The 17,985-nt window shown below is 31.6% G+C and carries 19 protein-coding genes; 10 read left to right on the forward strand and 9 right to left on the reverse strand.

Annotated features, from left to right (window positions below; all coding sequences use genetic code 11):
* The first annotated feature begins 77 nt into the window (after nt 1–77).
* The 7 genes from D3P13_RS18495 (at nt 78) to D3P13_RS18525 (ending at nt 6,860) form a co-directional block, all read left to right on the forward strand.
* Complete coding sequence (locus D3P13_RS18495; RefSeq protein WP_117884473.1) at nt 78–236, forward strand: DUF4177 domain-containing protein; 159 nt, start codon at nt 78–80, stop codon at nt 234–236.
* Between the two features lie 25 nt (nt 237–261).
* Nucleotides 262–771, forward strand: a complete 510-nt coding sequence (locus tag D3P13_RS22265) for a hypothetical protein (protein ID WP_117884475.1) — start codon at nt 262–264, stop codon at nt 769–771.
* On the forward strand, nt 768–1,694 hold the full coding sequence (locus tag D3P13_RS18505) for an alpha/beta hydrolase (RefSeq protein WP_117884477.1): 927 nt from the start codon (nt 768–770) through the stop codon (nt 1,692–1,694). The genes D3P13_RS22265 and D3P13_RS18505 overlap by 4 nt, the downstream gene beginning before the upstream one ends.
* Before the next feature lie 27 nt (nt 1,695–1,721).
* On the forward strand, nt 1,722–1,883 hold the full coding sequence (locus D3P13_RS18510) for an Arc family DNA binding domain-containing protein (RefSeq protein WP_117884479.1): 162 nt from the start codon (nt 1,722–1,724) through the stop codon (nt 1,881–1,883).
* A 174-nt stretch (nt 1,884–2,057) separates the two neighbouring features.
* The gene (locus D3P13_RS18515) at nt 2,058–4,592 is read left to right on the forward strand and encodes a M14 metallopeptidase family protein (RefSeq protein ID WP_117884481.1); all 2,535 of its coding nucleotides are present in this window, start codon (nt 2,058–2,060) and stop codon (nt 4,590–4,592) included.
* Between the two features lie 104 nt (nt 4,593–4,696).
* Entirely contained in the window at nt 4,697–6,004 is a 1,308-nt protein-coding gene (locus D3P13_RS18520) for a DUF819 family protein (RefSeq protein WP_117884483.1), read from the forward strand.
* A 160-nt stretch (nt 6,005–6,164) separates the two neighbouring features.
* On the forward strand, nt 6,165–6,860 hold the full coding sequence (locus D3P13_RS18525) for a DUF4369 domain-containing protein (protein WP_117884486.1): 696 nt from the start codon (nt 6,165–6,167) through the stop codon (nt 6,858–6,860).
* Between the two features lie 93 nt (nt 6,861–6,953).
* Here D3P13_RS18525 and D3P13_RS18530 read toward each other — a convergent pair whose 3' ends face one another.
* Nucleotides 6,954–7,754 carry a TIGR00266 family protein gene (locus D3P13_RS18530; RefSeq protein WP_117884488.1) on the reverse strand — a complete coding sequence of 267 codons (801 nt, stop codon included), beginning with the start codon at nt 7,752–7,754 and terminating at the stop codon, nt 6,954–6,956.
* 395 nt (nt 7,755–8,149) lie between these two features.
* Nucleotides 8,150–9,121 carry a D-alanine--D-alanine ligase gene (locus tag D3P13_RS18535; protein WP_117884566.1) on the reverse strand — a complete coding sequence of 324 codons (972 nt, stop codon included), beginning with the start codon at nt 9,119–9,121 and terminating at the stop codon, nt 8,150–8,152.
* An 85-nt stretch (nt 9,122–9,206) separates the two neighbouring features.
* Between D3P13_RS18535 and D3P13_RS18540 the strand changes: the two genes are divergently transcribed.
* Both D3P13_RS18540 and D3P13_RS18545 read left to right on the forward strand, forming a co-directional pair.
* Entirely contained in the window at nt 9,207–9,800 is a 594-nt protein-coding gene (locus D3P13_RS18540; RefSeq protein ID WP_117884490.1) for a PASTA domain-containing protein, read from the forward strand.
* On the forward strand, nt 9,778–10,827 hold the full coding sequence (locus tag D3P13_RS18545; protein ID WP_394336477.1) for an RluA family pseudouridine synthase: 1,050 nt from the start codon (nt 9,778–9,780) through the stop codon (nt 10,825–10,827). The genes D3P13_RS18540 and D3P13_RS18545 overlap by 23 nt, the downstream gene beginning before the upstream one ends.
* Nucleotide 10,828: 1 nt before the next feature.
* Here the strand turns inward: D3P13_RS18545 and D3P13_RS18550 are convergent, their stop codons facing one another.
* The gene (locus tag D3P13_RS18550) at nt 10,829–11,227 is read right to left on the reverse strand and encodes a hotdog domain-containing protein (protein ID WP_117884492.1); all 399 of its coding nucleotides are present in this window, start codon (nt 11,225–11,227) and stop codon (nt 10,829–10,831) included.
* Nucleotides 11,228–11,331: 104 nt separating this feature from the next.
* On the opposite strand from D3P13_RS18550, the gene D3P13_RS18555 reads away from it, so the two are divergent.
* Complete coding sequence (locus D3P13_RS18555; protein WP_117884493.1) at nt 11,332–11,961, forward strand: CatA-like O-acetyltransferase; 630 nt, start codon at nt 11,332–11,334, stop codon at nt 11,959–11,961.
* Nucleotide 11,962: 1 nt separating this feature from the next.
* Here D3P13_RS18555 and D3P13_RS18560 read toward each other — a convergent pair whose 3' ends face one another.
* From D3P13_RS18560 to D3P13_RS18585, 6 genes are all read right to left on the reverse strand, one after another.
* On the reverse strand, nt 11,963–12,817 hold the full coding sequence (locus tag D3P13_RS18560; RefSeq protein WP_157972964.1) for a DUF3592 domain-containing protein: 855 nt from the start codon (nt 12,815–12,817) through the stop codon (nt 11,963–11,965).
* A 3-nt stretch (nt 12,818–12,820) separates the two neighbouring features.
* Nucleotides 12,821–14,485 (reverse strand): hypothetical protein, encoded by a 1,665-nt coding sequence (locus D3P13_RS18565; RefSeq protein WP_117884497.1) that lies wholly within the window; start codon nt 14,483–14,485, stop codon nt 12,821–12,823.
* Nucleotides 14,475–14,831, reverse strand: a complete 357-nt coding sequence (locus D3P13_RS18570) for a YARHG domain-containing protein (protein WP_117884499.1) — start codon at nt 14,829–14,831, stop codon at nt 14,475–14,477. The genes D3P13_RS18565 and D3P13_RS18570 overlap by 11 nt, the downstream gene beginning before the upstream one ends.
* 390 nt (nt 14,832–15,221) lie before the next feature.
* Nucleotides 15,222–16,280, reverse strand: a complete 1,059-nt coding sequence (locus D3P13_RS18575; protein ID WP_117884502.1) for a hypothetical protein — start codon at nt 16,278–16,280, stop codon at nt 15,222–15,224.
* A 312-nt stretch (nt 16,281–16,592) separates the two neighbouring features.
* A complete protein-coding gene (locus tag D3P13_RS18580; protein ID WP_117884504.1) occupies nt 16,593–16,958 on the reverse strand; it encodes a hypothetical protein in 366 nt (121 codons plus the stop codon).
* 257 nt (nt 16,959–17,215) lie between these two features.
* Nucleotides 17,216–17,947 carry a hypothetical protein gene (locus D3P13_RS18585; RefSeq protein ID WP_117884506.1) on the reverse strand — a complete coding sequence of 244 codons (732 nt, stop codon included), beginning with the start codon at nt 17,945–17,947 and terminating at the stop codon, nt 17,216–17,218.
* Nucleotides 17,948–17,985: the final 38 nt, after the last annotated feature.

Here is a 17,985-nt window from a genome sequence, read left to right on the forward strand (position 1 = left end):
CAAAACTTATAATCACCTTGGTTATTTTGTCCTTAATCTTAATAATTATTGGGTTTTTATTTAATTAAATATTTAATATGAAAGAATACAAAGTAATTAATTGGAAACAAGGATTAACAGGTAATAATAAAAGACTTGAAGATACTTTAAATCAACATGCTCAATCTGGTTGGAGAGTTTGTCATTTAGCAGAACATACAGCTCGTATTGTTTTTGAAAGAGATAAAAACAGGTAATTAGATAAATTTTAAAATTTTAAAAATGAAAATCTTCAAAGAACAACAGCGGTTTAGTCAATGGTGGATTTATATTATTATTGCTGCATCACTATTGTTCATGGTAATTCCCGTATTGGTAAATTCTAATGATATTAGTAATGATATAGCGGCTAAAACTTCCTTGATAATTTCAATTTTATTGATAGCTGGTGCCGTTATTCTTATTCGTATGATGACTTTACATACTAGGATAGATGATAAAGGAATACATTATCGTTTTACTCCTTTTCAAGGAAAGAAATATTTAATAGTTTGGAATGATATTAGCAATGTGTATGTACGAAAATACAATGCCATAACTGAATATGGAGGATGGGGATTCAGAGGTTATATCTTTAAATCTGGTGGAAAAGCTTTTAATGTTATGGGAAATAGAGGTATTCAAATTGTGTTAAAAAACGGAAAGAAAATGCTAATTGGAACTCAGAAGGAAGTTGAAGCAGAACGTATACTTGATGTTTATAAATCAAAAATTATAAAACCTACAGCATGAAAATAAAATTGGTATTTATTGCTTTTTTTGTAGTTCTTTTTAGTTTTAGTCAAGAAAACAATTTTATAGAAACAGAGCTCAATATTCCATCCGAAAAAGTGACTGCTAACGGTACATTATTGTCACCTAAAATTAACATTGTTCCGTTGGTAATTATTATTCCTGGTTCAGGGACGGTAGATAGAAATGGCGGTCAAGGAAATTACTTAAAGCAATTAGCAGAGGGTCTTTCGGAAAATAATATAGCTACCTATCGTTATGATAAAAGCAGTATTGCTTTATCAAAAATAGAAGGACTTAAAGAAGAAGATATTTCATTTGATGATTTTATTAATGATGCCATTGCTGTGATAAATTATTTTAAGGATCTACCTCAGTTTTCTAGTATTACAATTGCTGGTCACTCGCAAGGCAGTTTAGTGGGGATGGTTGCTGGCCAATTACGTGTTGATGGTTTTATTTCGTTGGCAGGAGCAGGAAGAACAATTGACAAAATACTAATAGAACAGGTTTCTGCTCAATCTCCTCTATTTAAAGGGGATATGGAAAAGACCTTTGGAATTATTGAATCTGGGAAAATTGATGAGGATTTTAATCCGTTATTGGTTTCTGTTTTTAGAAAATCATTGCAACCCTTTTGGGGATCTTGGATGAAGTATAATCCGCAAGAGGAAATTAAAAAATTAAACATTCCCGTTTTAATTGTTAATGGTACTAAGGATATTCAGGTGCCAGTTGCAGATGCTGAATTATTACATAAAGCAGATGATAACTCTCAATTACTTATAATTGAAAATATGAATCATGTTTTTAAAATAGTAGAAAGTGAAGATAGAATGGAAAATATAAGCACGTATACCAAAGCCGATGTACCAATTAGTAAAAAATTAGTCGAAGGAATTTCAAAATTTATCAATCAATAAAAATTGATAAAGAAGTAGTTTAGTATTATGTCAAAAAAGAAAGCATTTGCATTGCGGATAAATGAAGAGACTTTCAAAGCTATTGAAAAATGGGCTGCGGATGAATTTCGTAGTACCAATGGTCAAATAGAGTGGATGCTGCAACAAACGCTGAAAAAGGCTAAACGAGAGCCTAAAAAGAAAGATTAAATCTATTTATTATTTATAAAAATTGTTTCCAAAGGCTACAAAGTAACTTCATTCCATTATATATTTCTATAAATCAACACTCAATATTGTATAGATTTCGGTTAAGTTTTTTAATTAAAAGTATATCTTAAATAATAAACATTATGTATATATTTGAAACAATAAAACTACCCCATGAAAAAAATAATACTCTTCAGTCTAATTATTCTCATTTCTCATTTCTCATTTTCTCAATCTAAATCACCTAATGAATTTTTGGGTTACGAACTCGGAGATCGTTTTACTAGGCATCATCAAGTAGTAGATTATTTTAAGCATATTGCGACCGAAAATGAAAATGTTGAACTTATGAAGTACGGCGAAACATATGAAAATCGCTCACTACAGTTGGCATTTATTACAGCACCTAAGAATTTTTCTAAATTAGAAAGTATCAGAACCAATCATTTAAAATCAATTGGTCTTTTAGAAGGCGAAGCTGCGAAAGACATTTCGATTGTTTGGTTAAGTTATAACGTCCATGGAAACGAATCTGTAAGCACAGAGGCTGCCATGAAAACCTTATATGCTTTAGTAGATCCCAATAATACAGAAACAAAAAAATGGTTAGAAAATACCATTGTAATTATAGATCCATGTATCAATCCTGATGGTCGTGAGCGATATGTAAATTGGTATAATCAATATCAAAACAAACCCTATAATACAAATCCAGATTCAAAAGAGCATCATGAACCTTGGCCCGGAGGAAGAGCAAATCATTATTTATTTGATTTAAATAGAGATTGGGCATGGTCATCACAAGTAGAAACGCAATCGCGTCTTAAAGAATATAATAAATGGATGCCTCATGTTCATGTAGACTTTCATGAACAAGGCGTTAACAATCCTTATTATTTTGCTCCTGCAGCAGAACCGTACCATGAGGTAATAACCGATTTTCAACGAGAATTTCAAGTAGCAATTGGAACGAATCACGCTAAGTATTTCGATAAAAATGGCTGGTTGTATTTTACAAAAGAGGTATTTGATTTGTTATATCCTAGCTATGGCGATACTTATCCGTTGTACAATGGAGCTATTGGTATGACCTATGAACAAGGTGGAAGTGGAAGAGCAGGATTGGGAATTACAACTGCAGATGATGACGTTTTAACGTTAAAAGATAGAATCGCACATCACTACACTACAGGAATATCGACAATAGAAATGGCTTCTTTAAATGCGGATAAATTACAAGAAGAATTTATTACCTATTTTAAGAATGCTAGAAGTAATCCAAAAGGTAAATACAAAAGTTATGTAGTTAGTGGTAATAATGGTAAGGATAAAATTAATAGTTTAAAAGAATTATTAGATCGTCATCAAATAAAATATGGTTTGTCTAAGGCTTCAAATTCGGTTAAGGCATATGATTATCAAAGTAACAAAACGAGATCTGTAAAAATTAGTTCAAGAGATATTGTAATAAACACAAATCAGCCAAAATCTAATTTTATAAATGCGTTGTTTGAGCCTCAAACCAAAATAGTAGATTCTTTAACTTATGATATTACGGCGTGGGCATTACCATATAGTAGAGGATTGGAGACTTATGCTTTAAGTAGTCCGCTGGTTTCGGAATCTGTTTCTGAAGATGTAAAAGGAGCACCTCCAGTTGGAGTAGAAAAGCCTTATGCTTATTTGGCAAAATGGAATAGTACATCAGATGTTTCGTTTTTGTCATACTTATTACAACATAAAGTGAAAGTTAGGTTTTCTCAATTGGCTTTTTCAGTTGAAGGCAAAAAATATGATGCAGGAACTTTAATAATTACCCGTAGAGGTAATGAAAAATTAGGTGAAAAGTTCGATGAAATTGTTAGTGAAGCTACTCAGAAATTTGATAGAGTAGTAACAGGTGTTGCAACAGGTTTGGTTTCTGAAGGTAAAGATTTTGGGTCTAGTTCTGTAAGTTATTTAAAAGCTCCTAAAATAGCAGTTCTTTCTGGCGATGGTGTTTCGTCATTAGGTTTTGGAGAAGTTTGGCACTTTTTTGAACAACAAATTAAATATCCAATAACGGTTTTAGATACCGACTATTTTGGGCGAATAAATTTAGATAAGTATGATGTTCTCGTTTTACCTAGTGGTTCATATGGTAGTATTTTAAAGAAGGAGAAATTGAGTGAGCTTAAAAAATGGGTTCAAAGTGGAGGGCGAATAGTAGCCATTGATAGAGCTCTAAATACCTTTGCAGATAGTGACGATTTTGATTTGGCTACATTTAAAGATGAAGATGATAAAAAAGAAAATGAGAAAGAGGATAAAGAATGGAAAGAAAAATTAATTTTAGAGGATTATGATAATTTAGAAAGACAGTCTTTATCTAATATCATTACTGGAAGTATTTTTAAAGCATCAATGGATAATACCCACCCACTTGGTTTTGGTTACCAAAAGAGCTATCATACATTACGTTTAAATAGCAATCATTACACTTATTTAAAAGATGGAGGTAATGTGAGTGTTATAAAAAGCAAGAATGATTTAGTGAGTGGTTTTGCAGGAGTTAATGCCCTTAAAAACATTGACGAATCATTGGTTTTTGGTGTAGAAGATATGGGAAGAGGAGCTGTAATTTATTTGGCCGATAATCCACTATTTAGAAGTTTCTGGGAAAACGGAAAGTTGGTGTTTTGTAATGCCATTTTTATGGTAGGACAATAAGCTAATTCTGATATTTAGAGCATAATTCAATGCTGCTAAGAACCTCTTGATTTTGAATAAAGAATACTAAAAATAAATAATACAAATAGCGAATAACAAACATTATGGATACATCCCCGTTTATAACCAATGACACTATTGTTTTTGGACTACTAATGGTAGCATTAGGTTTTATTTTTTATACGTCTTCAAAAAAACAAGGTTTTTGGTCTAAATTCTATGGTATTGTCCCTGCATTATTTGTAGCGTATATGTTACCAGCGGTATTTACAACTACAGGTTTAATTGCTCCAGAATGGCAAACGGTTTCTGACAGCGGTGAAGTCACAGAACATAGTACCAGTTTGTATTATATGTCTAGTCGTTACTTATTGCCGGCTGCTTTAGTTTTAATGACTTTGAGTATTGATTTAAAGGCCGTTTTTAACCTAGGTTGGAAAGCCTTAGTCATGTTTTTTACCGGTACCGTTGGGATCATTATTGGTGGACCAATAGCCATCTTAATAATTTCATTTTTTTCACCAGAAACTGTTGGTGGTGCAGGCCCTGATGCCGTATGGAGAGGTTTAGCGACCTTGGCTGGTAGTTGGATTGGTGGTGGAGCCAATCAAACTGCAATGTTAGAAATATACGGTTTTAACCAGAAGTTGTATGGAGGAATGGTGTTTGTTGATATTGTTGTCGCTAATGTTTGGATGGCCATTGTGCTTATTGGTATTGGTAAATCAAAACGTATAGATAAATGGTTAAAAGCAGATACTTCGGCAATAGAAAGCTTGAAGGAGAAAGTTTCCAACTATTCAGCAGAAATAGAAAGAAACCCGAGTTTAAATGATTTGATGATAATGGCAGCCATTGCTTTTGGTACAGTGAGTTTTGCTCATTTTGGTGCCGGTTATTTGGCCGATTTTTTCTCAAATGTTGTTACAGGAATTGAAAATCCAACAACAAAGAATGTCTTTACTTTTTTAGATTCAGAATTTTTCTGGATGATTAGTTTATCAACCATAATTGCAATACTATTATCTTTTACAAAAGCAAAAAATTATGAAGGAGCTGGGGCAAGTAAATTTGGTAGTGTGTTTATTTATATTCTAGTAGCATCCATTGGTATGAAAATGGACTTAACTCAAATATTTGAAAATTTAGGTTTGTTAGCTATTGGATTTGTTTGGATGACAATACATGCGGCACTTTTAATATTGGTTGCCAAGTTAATTAGAGCTCCTTATTTCTTTTTGGCTGTAGGTAGTCAAGCCAATGTTGGCGGTGCAGCGTCGGCACCAATAGTGGCTGCTGCTTTTCACCCTTCATTAGCAACCGTTGGAGTTTTGTTAGCGGTATTTGGTTATGCGGTGGGTACGGTTGGTGCTATTGCGTGTACCATCTTAATGCAAATTGTTGCTCAGTAAAAAGTTGCTAAAGTTGAGACTGATTAAATTAGAAAAGAGGATACCTATATTATGACTCTAACTTTTTTTTTTGACAGAATTCTGAATACTTTGTGCGTAATACCTTCAAACATTAAGTAAAGACCACTATATTTGCATCCGAAAATTTTAGCTTAATTCAATGAAAAATACAATTGTTATTGCCTTAGTTACCTTGTTATTTGTAGCGTGTGGAAAGAAATCTGAAAACACGATGATTGTACAAGGTAAGATCAAAGATATGAAAAAGGGTACCTTATATCTTCAAAAACAAAATGATTCAATATTTGTTGTTGTTGATTCAATAGCACTTGATGGTACAGATACATTTACGCTTACCTGTGATGTTGAAAGTCCTCAAATGTATTTTCTATCCTTGGATAAATCGCCAAGTAAAGAAATAGCATTCTTTGGTGAAAAAGGTACCATAACAATCAATACTAAATTAGATAAATTTAATTTTGCTGCTGAGGTTAATGGCTTAAGCAATCAAAAACTGCTGAATGAATACAATGAAATTAAAAATAAGTACAGCGGAAAGCGATTGGATTTATTAAAGGCTGATTTTGAAGCGAAAAGAGATAATGATACGGTGAGAATAGACTCTGTATCAAATGCTATTGATAGGTTATTAAAAAGCAGATATAGATACGCTATAAATTTCGCAATAAACAATAGTGATAAAGAAGTGGCTCCATTTGTTGCATTAACTGAATTTAGTGATGCAAATATTGTTTGGATAGATAGCGTTAATAACAGTCTAACTCCAGAAATTAAAGACTCTAAGTATGGTAAAATACTTAGCGACTTTATAAAGGAAAGAAAGAAAAGTAATTAGAAACCACCACGTATTTTTTTGGTATCGAAAGTATAAATTCACTCCTCTTTTTAAAGGAAGAGAATTGAACTATTATATCAGTGGAGAGATAGTCTAAAACCTATTATCCCCATCTAATAAGTCACCAATACCACCTAAGATACTACCTTCTCCTTTGCTTTTACCACCAGATCTTGGTACAGATGCAATAATTCTACCAGCTAATCTGCTGAAAGGTAAAGATTGCACGTAAACAGTTCCAGGACCTGTTAGGGTTGCAAAAAACAAGCCTTCACCACCAAAAACGGTGTTTTTAATACCTCCAATAAATTCAATATCATAATTAACGTTTTGGGTAAAGCCAACGAGACAACCCGTATCTACTTTTAATTTTTCTCCTGCACGCAATTCTTTTTTAGAAACCGTTCCACCCGCATGCATAAATGCCATACCATCACCTTCTAATTTTTGCATAATAAATCCTTCACCACCAAATAAGCCTCTTCCTAGTTTTTTAGAAAATTCTATCCCTACAGAAACACCCTTGGCTGCACATAAAAAGGCATCTTTTTGACAAATGAATTTTCCATTAAAATTAGTTAGATCAAGTGGAATAATTTTACCCGGATAAGGAGAAGCGAAAGAAACTTTCTTTTTGCCTTGTTCAGCATTCATAAAAACGGTCATAAACAAACTCTCTCCAGTAAGCAGTCGTTTTCCTGCAGAAAATAATTTACCCAAAACACCTTCTGTTTGTCCAGAACCATCACCAAAAATAGTATCCATTTTAATACCGTTATCCATCATCATAAAACTTCCGGCTTCGGCAACTACAGCTTCTTGTGGGTCTAGTTCTATTTCTACATATTGCATTTCTTCTCCGTAAATGGTATAATCTATTTCGTGTGATGTCATTGTGCTTAGGTTTAAATTAATGTTATTACAATTACAATAATCTTTCGTAATTGTATGTATAGGTTGTGTTTTAGGTGAAATTGTTACAGTGAGTTAGGAAATTATTTGAAGTTGATTCATAAAACACCTCGTCTTTATACTTTGGCTCTCGCATGCATAAATATGTTCCTTCTTAATAAGGAGAAGAATTAATACTAATTGATTACGGAGAGAGAAGGATAGAAATCTATCTCCCCTTTCTTCTGTGAAATACAGAATTCATTCCCCTCTTTGCACAAGAGGGGAACCAGATACTATTTGAATTTTATTGACTAAAATTTTATTTGCAGCTAGTTACTCCATTGTGTAAAAGAAGGTGTCCTGACGATTTGTTCAGGACGGAGGGATAGAAGTATTTAACTTAAAGCCTCCTCAATAGCATTTCCAAATAAATCAGTTAAAGAAATACCTGCTTCTTTTGCTTGCATTGGTAATAGACTTTCAGTTGTTAAACCAGGAACGGTATTTATTTCTAAAAAATAAGGTTCATCACCAATAAAGATATATTCGGCCCTTGAAAAACCTTTCATACCTAAAACTTTATAAACATGTGCTGCAGCGGCATTTACATTCTGTAATTTTTGTTCTGAAATACGTGCAGGAGTAATTTCTTGACTTTTACCCAAATATTTGGCCTCATAATCGAAAAAATCATTTTCTGAAACAATTTCTGTCGGTGCCAACACTTTTACTTTACCTTTATACTCTATAACACCAATTGAAACTTCGGTACCATCTAAAAAAGATTCAATTAAAATTTCAGAATCTTCTTTAAAAGCTGTTTTTAAAGCTTCAGCGAGTTGCTCCTTTTTCGAAACTTTAGAAATTCCAAAACTAGAACCCGCATTATTGGGTTTTACAAAACAAGGTAATCCTATTTTTTTAAATATGGCGTCTTCATTTATGGTATCACCTTCATTTAAATAAATGGAAGTTGCGGTTTTAATACCGTAGGCTTTTACCACACTTAAAGTATCACGCTTGTTAAAGGTCAATGCCATTTGGTAAAAAGGTGCAGAGGTATGTTTAATACCTAACAATTTAAAATAGGCTAGTATCACACCATTTTCTCCAGGGTTACCATGAATGGCATTAAAAACACAATCAAAAGTGATTTTTTTTCCGTTAATTTCAGTAGAAAAATCATGCTTGTTAATTGGGTATTCGGTGCTGTTATCATCTAACGCTACCCATTTTTCTTTTAAAATATGAACCCGATAAGGGGTGTAATGAGTTCTATTTAGGTTGTTAAAAACTACATTTCCACTTTTTAAAGAAATTTCCACTTCGGAGGAATAGCCTCCCATAATAATAGCTATATTCTGCATTCTAATAATTTGATAAACAAAAGTATCAAAAAAATAGATAGCTTTTTTCTTTTTTGTGTAAGTTTGTAATGTTAACAAAACATTTATGAAACTACTTCAGTATTTAAAAAGTAAAATATTTATTAGAACCATTATTTTAATGGGGATTATTGTGATTGCATTGATTTTTGGACTAAAAGCCATGATGAGTGTTACCACAAATCACGATCAAAAAATATTGGTTCCAGACTTAAAAAAGATGTCTTTATCAGATACTGAAACTACGTTATCTAATCTTAATTTAAATTTTGTGATTCAAGATTCTGCAAGTTACAATCCTGATTATCCGCCAAAGTCGGTAATTGATCAAGATCCGGAAGCGGGAGATTTTGTTAAAGATGGTCGTAAAATATATTTAACGCTAAACCCATCTAGCTATAAAAAAATAGCAATGCCTGACTTGTTGAATAAAACGAAAAGACAAGTGGAGACACATTTAAAATCTATTGGGTTTAAAATCGGAAAATATCAATATATACCGGACTTAGGTAAAGATGTAGTTCGTAAAATGAAATATAAAGGCAAAGAATTAGAGATGGGAGATTTAGTTCCAAAAAATTCGCTAATAGATTTGGTGTTGGGCGACGGAACTGGGGATGGTACTAATGAAGGAATTGATGAAGGAACCTCTAAACAATAAAATGTTGGAACACGAAATAGAATCAGATGAAGACGATTTGTATGAGCATTATAAGTTTACTGCTTCTACTGGTCAAGATCCTTTGAGGGTTGATAAATTTTTAATGAACTTTATTGAAAATGCAACTCGAAATAAAATTCAACAAGCCATAAAAGCTGGTAATGTATTGGTAAATGATGTTGCTGTAAAATCAAATCATAAGGTAAAACCATTTGATGTTGTTCGTGTAGTATTGGCACATCCACCGCATGAAAACTTATTAGTTGCTGAAGATATTCCAATAGATATAGTTTATGAAGATGATGATGTGATGGTAGTTAACAAACCCGCGGGTATGGTTGTTCATCCTGGTCACGGAAATTATAGTGGTACTTTGGTTAATGGATTAATCCATCATATAGAAAATTTACCGACAAACTCAAACGAACGACCCGGCTTGGTACATCGTATTGATAAAGATACTAGTGGATTATTAGTAGTGGCTAAAACCGAGCATGCCATGTCTCATTTATCCAATCAATTTTATGATAGAACTACAGAGCGTTTGTATTATGCCTTAGTTTGGGGTAATGTAGAAGGTGAAGAAGGTACAATCGAAGGTAATATAGGTAGGAGTTTAAAAAACCGCTTACAAATGAGCGTTTTTCCGGATGGAGAACACGGTAAACATGCGGTTACACATTATAAAGTTTTAGAAAGGTTTAGTTATGTTACGCTAGTTCAATGTAAATTAGAAACAGGTCGTACACATCAAATTAGAGCTCATTTTAAGTATATTGGTCACACCTTGTTTAATGATGAACGTTACGGTGGTAATGCCGTTTTAAAAGGAACGACGTTTACTAAATACAAGCAATTTGTTGACAATTGTTTTAAAGTATTACCAAGGCAAGCCTTACATGCTAAAACCTTAGGTTTTGAACATCCAACAACTGGAGAGTTTATGCGTTTTAATTCTGAAATACCTGAAGATATTGTTCAGTGTATAGAAAAATGGAGAACATATACGGTTAACCAAAAGGAATAAATTACTTTTCTAAAATATGGTTGTCTAAGACAAAACACGTAAAATTACCTTCAAAAACAAGTTCATTTTTTTGATTAGTTACCATTACAAGTACAGTTACTTTTTTACCATTAGTAGTGGTAACTTCAGCAATAGCGGTTAATTCATCATTTAGAATTACTGGTTTTACATACTTTGTGTCAGCTTTTCCTAATACAACGGTAGGTTCATTAATGGCAACCATAGCCGCATAATCTGCCAATCCAAAAGTAAAACTACCATGAGCCAGGTTATACTTATCTACAACCATTTCTTTAGTAATTTGGAGTGAAACTTTGGCGTTATTTTTTGTAATTGAGATTACAGATCCAACTAGTTTTTTGGAAGCTAATAAATGTGTGTTCTGTTTTAAAGTAGCCATTGATTTTATTCATTTTAGAATTGATGTGCGAATTTCATTTTTTTTAAATTAAGAATGAAACTAAATTATTTTGTTTGTATTTTTAATTTTTGAAAGACGACCACATGAAAATAATTGATATTGAAAATTGGGATAGAAAAAATCAGTATAATTTTTTTAAAAATTATGAAGATCCTTTTTTTAATATCACGGCTACACTAGAGGTAACCAATTTATATCGCTTTTGCAAAGTCCATAAGTTGTCCTTTTTTCTGGCCGGTTTGTATGTCACAAATAAAGCAATGAATCAAATTCCTGAATTTAAACTTCGATTAGATGATGGAAAGGTTATAGCATTTGAAGACATAGATATTAGTTCTACTGTTTTAAATGATGATGACACATTTTCATTTTGTCATTTTGAATCGTTTTCTTCTATTTTTGAATTTATAGAAAATGGTTTAAGGACGATAGAAAATCTTAAAAAGGGTATTGTTGGTGATTCAGATGTTAATACTATAGCTGTTGTTCATAGTACCACAATACCTTGGGTTTCAATAACGGGATTTAAACATGCACGAAATGGTAATGAGAAAGGTATTGGCATACCTAAAATAGTTTTTGGCAAGTATTATCATGAAAATAATCGTAAAATTATGCCATTCTCTGTTGAGGTTCACCATGCCTTGATGGACGGAATTCATGTTGGTTTACTTTTTGAAAAAATGCAATATATTATAGATCATCTAAAGTAGATTAAAGGCGTTTATTTTTACATTTTTTCTCTTTCTCGTATCGCTCTTGATAATATTTTTCTTCAGCTCCGTCACTTTCCCAATCTCCAGCCCATTTGTTAACACCAACGCGTTTCATTTTAGGTTCACCTTTGGTAAAAATCATTTTTAAATAACCTAAGGTTCCCAAACCGAGCATCACAGAAAAAAAGATTAATAATCCGGTAACAAATAAAGGGACTTCATTTCCATAGAAAATTCCATATATCAGTAAAAGATTAAAACCAATCATCAAAAATGGGATAAAAAATTGAAAACCAATTTTAGAAGTAAAGGCCTTATAGCTTTCCATAGAATGACCTAAGGAAAATTTAACAACACCAACCAAAAGTAGTGTGAAGATAAAGCAAAAAATAAAAGAACCCACTAGTTTCATCACTAATGTAAAACCTAAAGTTATCACTTTATCGTTGGTTTCATTATAATTCACCTTGTAAGTATCTCCTACTTCTAAACCTGATGTAGAGAAATCTAATTCTTTTGCAATTACATTACCTGCTTCAGTAGTAAATTCAACTGTGGGCTGGTACATTGTATAATATCTATTGTCCTCAGAATCATAATGCTGTTCTTCTGTGAAGCTAATCACAGTTGCAGTATATTGTTGCCCAGATGTTGTTATGGCATATAAGTCTTTCGTACTGGTGTACATAAATACCCAGGAAAAAATAGCAAAAACATTGATACAAAATAGTATTAACCCAATATAACCATACGTCATACAACCTTTTTTACCAGATAATCTTTTAATAAAAAAATGGATCATTAATAGGGTTAATGCCAAAAAGCTAATTGTGTAAATTGGATCTAGTTTCATTTTTTAATACTCGATTTTTTTAGGCGTAATTTTAGTAATTGGTGTTGAAGTATATGGCGTAATTATTTGATTGTTTTGATCGTACAGATTGTAATAGCTACCGTCTGTATACATTACAATGCCCTCTTTTGAATAATTTAAGTTTCTAAAATTATTAAAAGCAACATCAGTCAATACTTTAGGCTCTAACGTACTTATCAATTGAATACCTAATGAAATACCTTTATCATCTTTTGAGCTAACCATCAATATCGACGGACATAAATACTCCATGTTTGAGTAGGGTAGTGCTCTATACTTACCGTTTTTACTGTTAAAAAAATAATAATCAAATTTGTAACTTTCATTTAATATTTGAAAGTAAGAAGTAGATTGGATATTACCACGGCTTGATTTCAAAAAAGTGATTTCGTGTGGAATGCTAGAAATGAATTTACCATTCTTATCTATAAACTCTGTTTTTTCTTCGAACGTATTGACATAGACTTCCTTTACCGAATCAATATTTTTTAAAATTGTAGAAAATGATATAGTATCTCTTGTGTTTTCTAAATACAAGGTAAATGAAGAAACGTTACCCTTAAGGAGATGTCTATTTATTGCTCTACTCCTTAAATAAATATTAGCATTTTTCAATGCTATATAGCGTAAGGTTAGATAAATTTCTTCTCTAGTATTGAGATTTTTTATAGCACTAACAATGTCTTGTAGGTGGTTTAAATTATCTTGATAGTATTCCTGAGCCGTTTCATGGTTCGTATTACTTAATGAATATTCTGAATCAAGTACTTGTGCTTTTTTATTGTAAAAAACTTTTTCAAGTAAGGTGCCCTTATGATATGGATAATAATCATAAGGTAGTTCATATTCAACATAATTGTCTTCCATTTTAAGCAGTTTTACCTTTCCTTTTTGAACCCCTATATCTGCTTTTGTAAAGTGGAGTGTATCTACTTTCGAAAGATATCTAACTTTAAAAGACATTGCAACACTATCCACATGTTTCATTTGTGGAATTTTAATAGGATTTAATGGAAAATGGATTTCAGCTGTTGGTAGGCTATTTTCCTTACTGTCGTGATAATAGATGTCGGTTATTTGAACATCTTCTTCTGAATGGAAATTTAAATTATAGAAGGGGTAGATGGTTTTTTCTGATGAAAATTTAAAAACAGTGCTCCCATTATTTCTAACTATAGGTTTGATATAACTTTTGTTTTCTTTAAATGATTGGTTAAAATAGATACCTTTTAATATGGTGTCACGGTAATTTATATGATTGTTATTTACAAGCTTTTTAAGAGTATTCTCTTTATCAGTTAGTTTCTCGTCTGTAAGTAGATAAGGTTTTGTTAAAGAATCAAAATAGTTGTTTTCTTGATAAAGGGCATTTTCATTTCTAGAAATAAAATCTTCTTTATTTTTTTTAAGGTTTTTGAAATTTTCGGTGATTAATTTTTTAATTTCTTTTACCGATAGGGTGTCTAAATCACGGTTATAGTCTTTAATTTTTGTAATTAAGTAGGTGTCAAGACATTTTGCCTCTTGTTCTGCAATCATTTCTGATGTTACTTTTAATGTGCTAATATCCGTTTTGTCCGTATTTTGACATGAACCAATAGTGGATATTAGCAGAATACTATATAGGAGTAATGCTTTATTTTTCATTAGATTTTATTTTTTCTTTTTCTATTTTTTGAATGTTTAATAGGTTCCTTTTTTCTATCGCGGTTAAAAAGGAATCAATGTTTTTATAAACGCCCTTATACCATTCTTGATTTTCAAAATAAAGAGCCATTGCACCGTTTTTTCTAAAAATGTAACCATAACGAGCATAAATTTCATTTCTCATTATTATTAATTCTCCTAAGGACATTGATTTTAGGTGATTATAGTCAAGTATTTCAAATTTGGTCTGAATGTAGTAACCGTAATTATGCTCCTCTAAGTTGACGCTGAAAAGACCTAGTTCAAATTCACCATCACTACTCATTTGCACAGGTGGATTTTCCATTTTTAAGCATTTAATACTTCTATTATCATAAAAGTAAATTACAAACTCACCATTGGTTTCATCTGAATAGAATTTATTACCTTCAATTTTAACATTAGTATAATTAGTATAGTTTGAATTCCAACCAATTACTTCTCCATTTTCTATTTTCCAATCTCCATTTTCTAATTGAGCAGTTATTAAATTTCCGAAAATTGCAATAGTAAATACCGATTCTGCTTCAGACTCTCCATAGAAGTAAGCCCCTTCATATTCCTCTATTTTATCAACTTTCCATGGACTTAAATTGCTTTTATCAACATTCTCTTCTGCGGTCCATATTTAACCAAAAAGATTTGATGAAGCTAAAAAAATAATGATTTGTATGTTTTTCATTTTAAATGTGTATTATTAATAGTATTCGTTTCCGTTTCTGTCTATATAACCTTTTCTATCATTTGAATTTTTAAATTCAGCTAAATTGAATTCAAATGGGAGGAGCTCTAAATATTTAATACGAGTCGTGTTATAATATCCATAAAGCCCATCTCGCATTACTTTTATTGGGTTTTTTGTACTATCAACATGGTCAAAATATTGGATGCCATATTTCTCTTCAAATATTCCGAAAGAATCTCCAAAATCTATGATTACATATTCTAAAGCGGGGAAGTTACCGTCATGTTCTAATTGTCGTTTATTATTTAGAAAATAGATATTTTTGACATCGATTTTATTTATGGAATCTATAGTTTTGTAGCTATCAAAATTAGTGTTCGTAAAGCTTTCCGCTTTTTTTAGAATATAATAGTTGTTGCTTTCTACTATTTTTAGACTGTAAGTAGATATATTACCGCAAACGCCATAGAAGGGAGGTGTTGTTATAATGGCTTCTGTAAACGGTTTTAAATGTTTGTTTACATACAGCATTTCTGTTTTTTTATTCAGTAACTGTACACTGTCGTTATTAATTTGAGCTATGTATTTGATGTCTTTTAAAATTATTTTATCGTTTTTATCTTTAACAGTTAGTCGCTGATTGGATTTATGAATACTGTAGTATTCACCCTGAATAGAGAGATTCCATTGATTTAGTACAGGTGTCGATTTTTGATATTTTGAAACTAGATTGGTATTTATTTTCCGAGGTAGTTCAATAGAATAACCACCACGAGAGCTCAAAGAGGTTTCATCCCATTCCGAATACTCAACACTAGATATCATTTCAACAGGAGCGTAGCCTACTATTTTTTTCTCAATTTCATCATAGACAAAAACTTTTCCTGATTGGTCACTAAATTTCGAGAAAGGGGCATTGTAGAAATAAGTGTTCACTGATGCATATCTACTATATTGTCCGTCTGGGCTATATGATTTATAATAAACTCCAGATGTTTGTATCAGAAAATAGATGGTAGTTATGATTACCACGACTAGTGTAACTACAATTATTTTTAATTTTTTGGACATTACGGATGGGCTAGTTTATGATCGGTTTTAGTTTATAAGTATAGAGCTAATTAATAGCACAATTTGAATGAGAACTAAGCCCCAGAATAACTTTAACGATGGTTTAACCGTTTCAGATATAAAATTGTTGAACTTTTCTGTAATAACATGAGATAGGTCTACGTTTTTATCTTGAAAATTTACGTCATCAAGTTTAATTTTTTTTAGTCCAAAGTTTATAACTTTACGTTGAAATTTTGAAGTGTCGACATCGTTTTTAGCAGATTGAAATAGTTGTGCTTTTAATACGGCTTTATCAGAAAGTTCCTTTTTTCATCCTTCTTTTTGAGTAAGTGTTCTAGTCATATTTCCCACTTTAGATGAGATGTAATCACCTAATTTACCTTCCCATAAAAGATAAATTGCATTTTGGATTGAAATTTTATTTGCAATTATAAAATATAAAATGATAAAAATAGGAGCTCCGAAAATTAAGAGAAATGCAAAGAAGTTTGTAGAAAGTAACCCTACAAATAGAGCAATAATACTTCCGTGTCCACCGCCCGCCAGTTCAATAATACTAAAAAGTGCTATTAGAAAAGTGATCAGTGTTATTAGATTACCCGTTGCGAAAATAAAAACCCATTTAAGAGCCGTCTTACCAGTAATTTTTGCAGTTAGTTTTATGTTTTCTTTCATCTTTTTATTTTTTGATATGTCAGTTATATCATTTGTTTAATAACTTTACATCAAAAGTAATCGTGAACGGGCTGAATGAAAGGAGCTAATGTTAATTCGGGGTGTTTTAATCCATATTTGAAATAAAGAGCCATAGATATGAATTTTATAAATATCAATTTTATTATCTGTTAAGTCTAAAAAGCGATATTTTTAATACCTCAAGACGTTACGGAATAGCAGATAATTGAGATTTTCGTAATCGTAGGTTATATATTCTAGTAGGCTTTTTTGAACCCATTTTCTGTTAATTTCAATAGTATTACGGTTTTCTTATTTGCGTAAAATCCAGTATCATCAAGATCACCATAACTATTATAGGATAATATTTTTTTTTCAGAATCATATTTTAATGCTATGGTTTGTGACCTATTTGCACCAATATAAAGGGCTGCTTCGTTATTAAATAGATTATCGCATTTGTACAACGCATCATTTTTTATTTCAAAAATTCTCGCAGTACTATAATGTTTGCCGCCACAGCAGGTACCATTACCAAGAACAAGGTAATATGATTTTTCCTTAATTTTTATCAATTGTAAATCCGTAATAAACACTTCTTCATATCCTTCTGGCTCTTCATCTAAGTCAATATATTTTACAGAGCCTGAAGGTGTTTTAAATTGAGCGTAGGTTTCTGTACCATGGCAACAACCGTAATCTCTTTCACTCCATGAGTATGTTTTCACTAAACCATCAGAAGAACGTCTAATACTTACGTATTTTGATAGGCTATCATGCGGGTTTGAAAAACTAGTAGAATCATTAAGGTGTTGCGTAAATCGTTCTTTTATGAATGAGTACATATAATTGGACAGTTTCATATCTACTTCTTGATACGCTTTAAAAGATGTAGCTAATAAGTTGTCATAATAATTTTCTTCTTCTTGACTAAAAGCAGGGCTATTGCAACTAAGAATTATACATACGAGAGTTAATAATTTCTTCATTGACCTTTATTTAAGTGTTAATAACAATTTTTCGTTGT

Origin of the sequence: Aureibaculum luteum, from assembly GCF_003449015.1 — a bacterium.
Taxonomy (GTDB): domain Bacteria; phylum Bacteroidota; class Bacteroidia; order Flavobacteriales; family Flavobacteriaceae; genus Aureibaculum; species Aureibaculum luteum.

What these genes read in the sequence shown, in the direction of transcription:
- D3P13_RS18495 (WP_117884473.1), top strand. Translation starts at nt 78, where the DNA reads ATGAAAGAATACAAAGTAATTAATTGGAAACAAGGATTAACAGGTAAT.
- D3P13_RS22265 (WP_117884475.1), top strand. Translation starts at nt 262, where the DNA reads ATGAAAATCTTCAAAGAACAACAGCGGTTTAGTCAATGGTGGATTTAT.
- D3P13_RS18505 (WP_117884477.1), top strand. Translation starts at nt 768, where the DNA reads ATGAAAATAAAATTGGTATTTATTGCTTTTTTTGTAGTTCTTTTTAGT.
- D3P13_RS18510 (WP_117884479.1), top strand. Translation starts at nt 1,722, where the DNA reads ATGTCAAAAAAGAAAGCATTTGCATTGCGGATAAATGAAGAGACTTTC.
- D3P13_RS18515 (WP_117884481.1), top strand. Translation starts at nt 2,058, where the DNA reads ATGAAAAAAATAATACTCTTCAGTCTAATTATTCTCATTTCTCATTTC.
- D3P13_RS18520 (WP_117884483.1), top strand. Translation starts at nt 4,697, where the DNA reads ATGGATACATCCCCGTTTATAACCAATGACACTATTGTTTTTGGACTA.
- D3P13_RS18525 (WP_117884486.1), top strand. Translation starts at nt 6,165, where the DNA reads ATGAAAAATACAATTGTTATTGCCTTAGTTACCTTGTTATTTGTAGCG.
- D3P13_RS18530 (WP_117884488.1), bottom strand. Translation starts at nt 7,754, where the DNA reads ATGACATCACACGAAATAGATTATACCATTTACGGAGAAGAAATGCAA.
- D3P13_RS18535 (WP_117884566.1), bottom strand. Translation starts at nt 9,121, where the DNA reads ATGCAGAATATAGCTATTATTATGGGAGGCTATTCCTCCGAAGTGGAA.
- D3P13_RS18540 (WP_117884490.1), top strand. Translation starts at nt 9,207, where the DNA reads ATGAAACTACTTCAGTATTTAAAAAGTAAAATATTTATTAGAACCATT.
- D3P13_RS18545 (WP_394336477.1), top strand. Translation starts at nt 9,778, where the DNA reads ATGAAGGAACCTCTAAACAATAAAATGTTGGAACACGAAATAGAATCA.
- D3P13_RS18550 (WP_117884492.1), bottom strand. Translation starts at nt 11,227, where the DNA reads ATGGCTACTTTAAAACAGAACACACATTTATTAGCTTCCAAAAAACTA.
- D3P13_RS18555 (WP_117884493.1), top strand. Translation starts at nt 11,332, where the DNA reads ATGAAAATAATTGATATTGAAAATTGGGATAGAAAAAATCAGTATAAT.
- D3P13_RS18560 (WP_157972964.1), bottom strand. Translation starts at nt 12,817, where the DNA reads ATGAAACTAGATCCAATTTACACAATTAGCTTTTTGGCATTAACCCTA.
- D3P13_RS18565 (WP_117884497.1), bottom strand. Translation starts at nt 14,485, where the DNA reads ATGAAAAATAAAGCATTACTCCTATATAGTATTCTGCTAATATCCACT.
- D3P13_RS18570 (WP_117884499.1), bottom strand. Translation starts at nt 14,831, where the DNA reads ATGGAAAATCCACCTGTGCAAATGAGTAGTGATGGTGAATTTGAACTA.
- D3P13_RS18575 (WP_117884502.1), bottom strand. Translation starts at nt 16,280, where the DNA reads ATGTCCAAAAAATTAAAAATAATTGTAGTTACACTAGTCGTGGTAATC.
- D3P13_RS18580 (WP_117884504.1), bottom strand. Translation starts at nt 16,958, where the DNA reads ATGAAAGAAAACATAAAACTAACTGCAAAAATTACTGGTAAGACGGCT.
- D3P13_RS18585 (WP_117884506.1), bottom strand. Translation starts at nt 17,947, where the DNA reads ATGAAGAAATTATTAACTCTCGTATGTATAATTCTTAGTTGCAATAGC.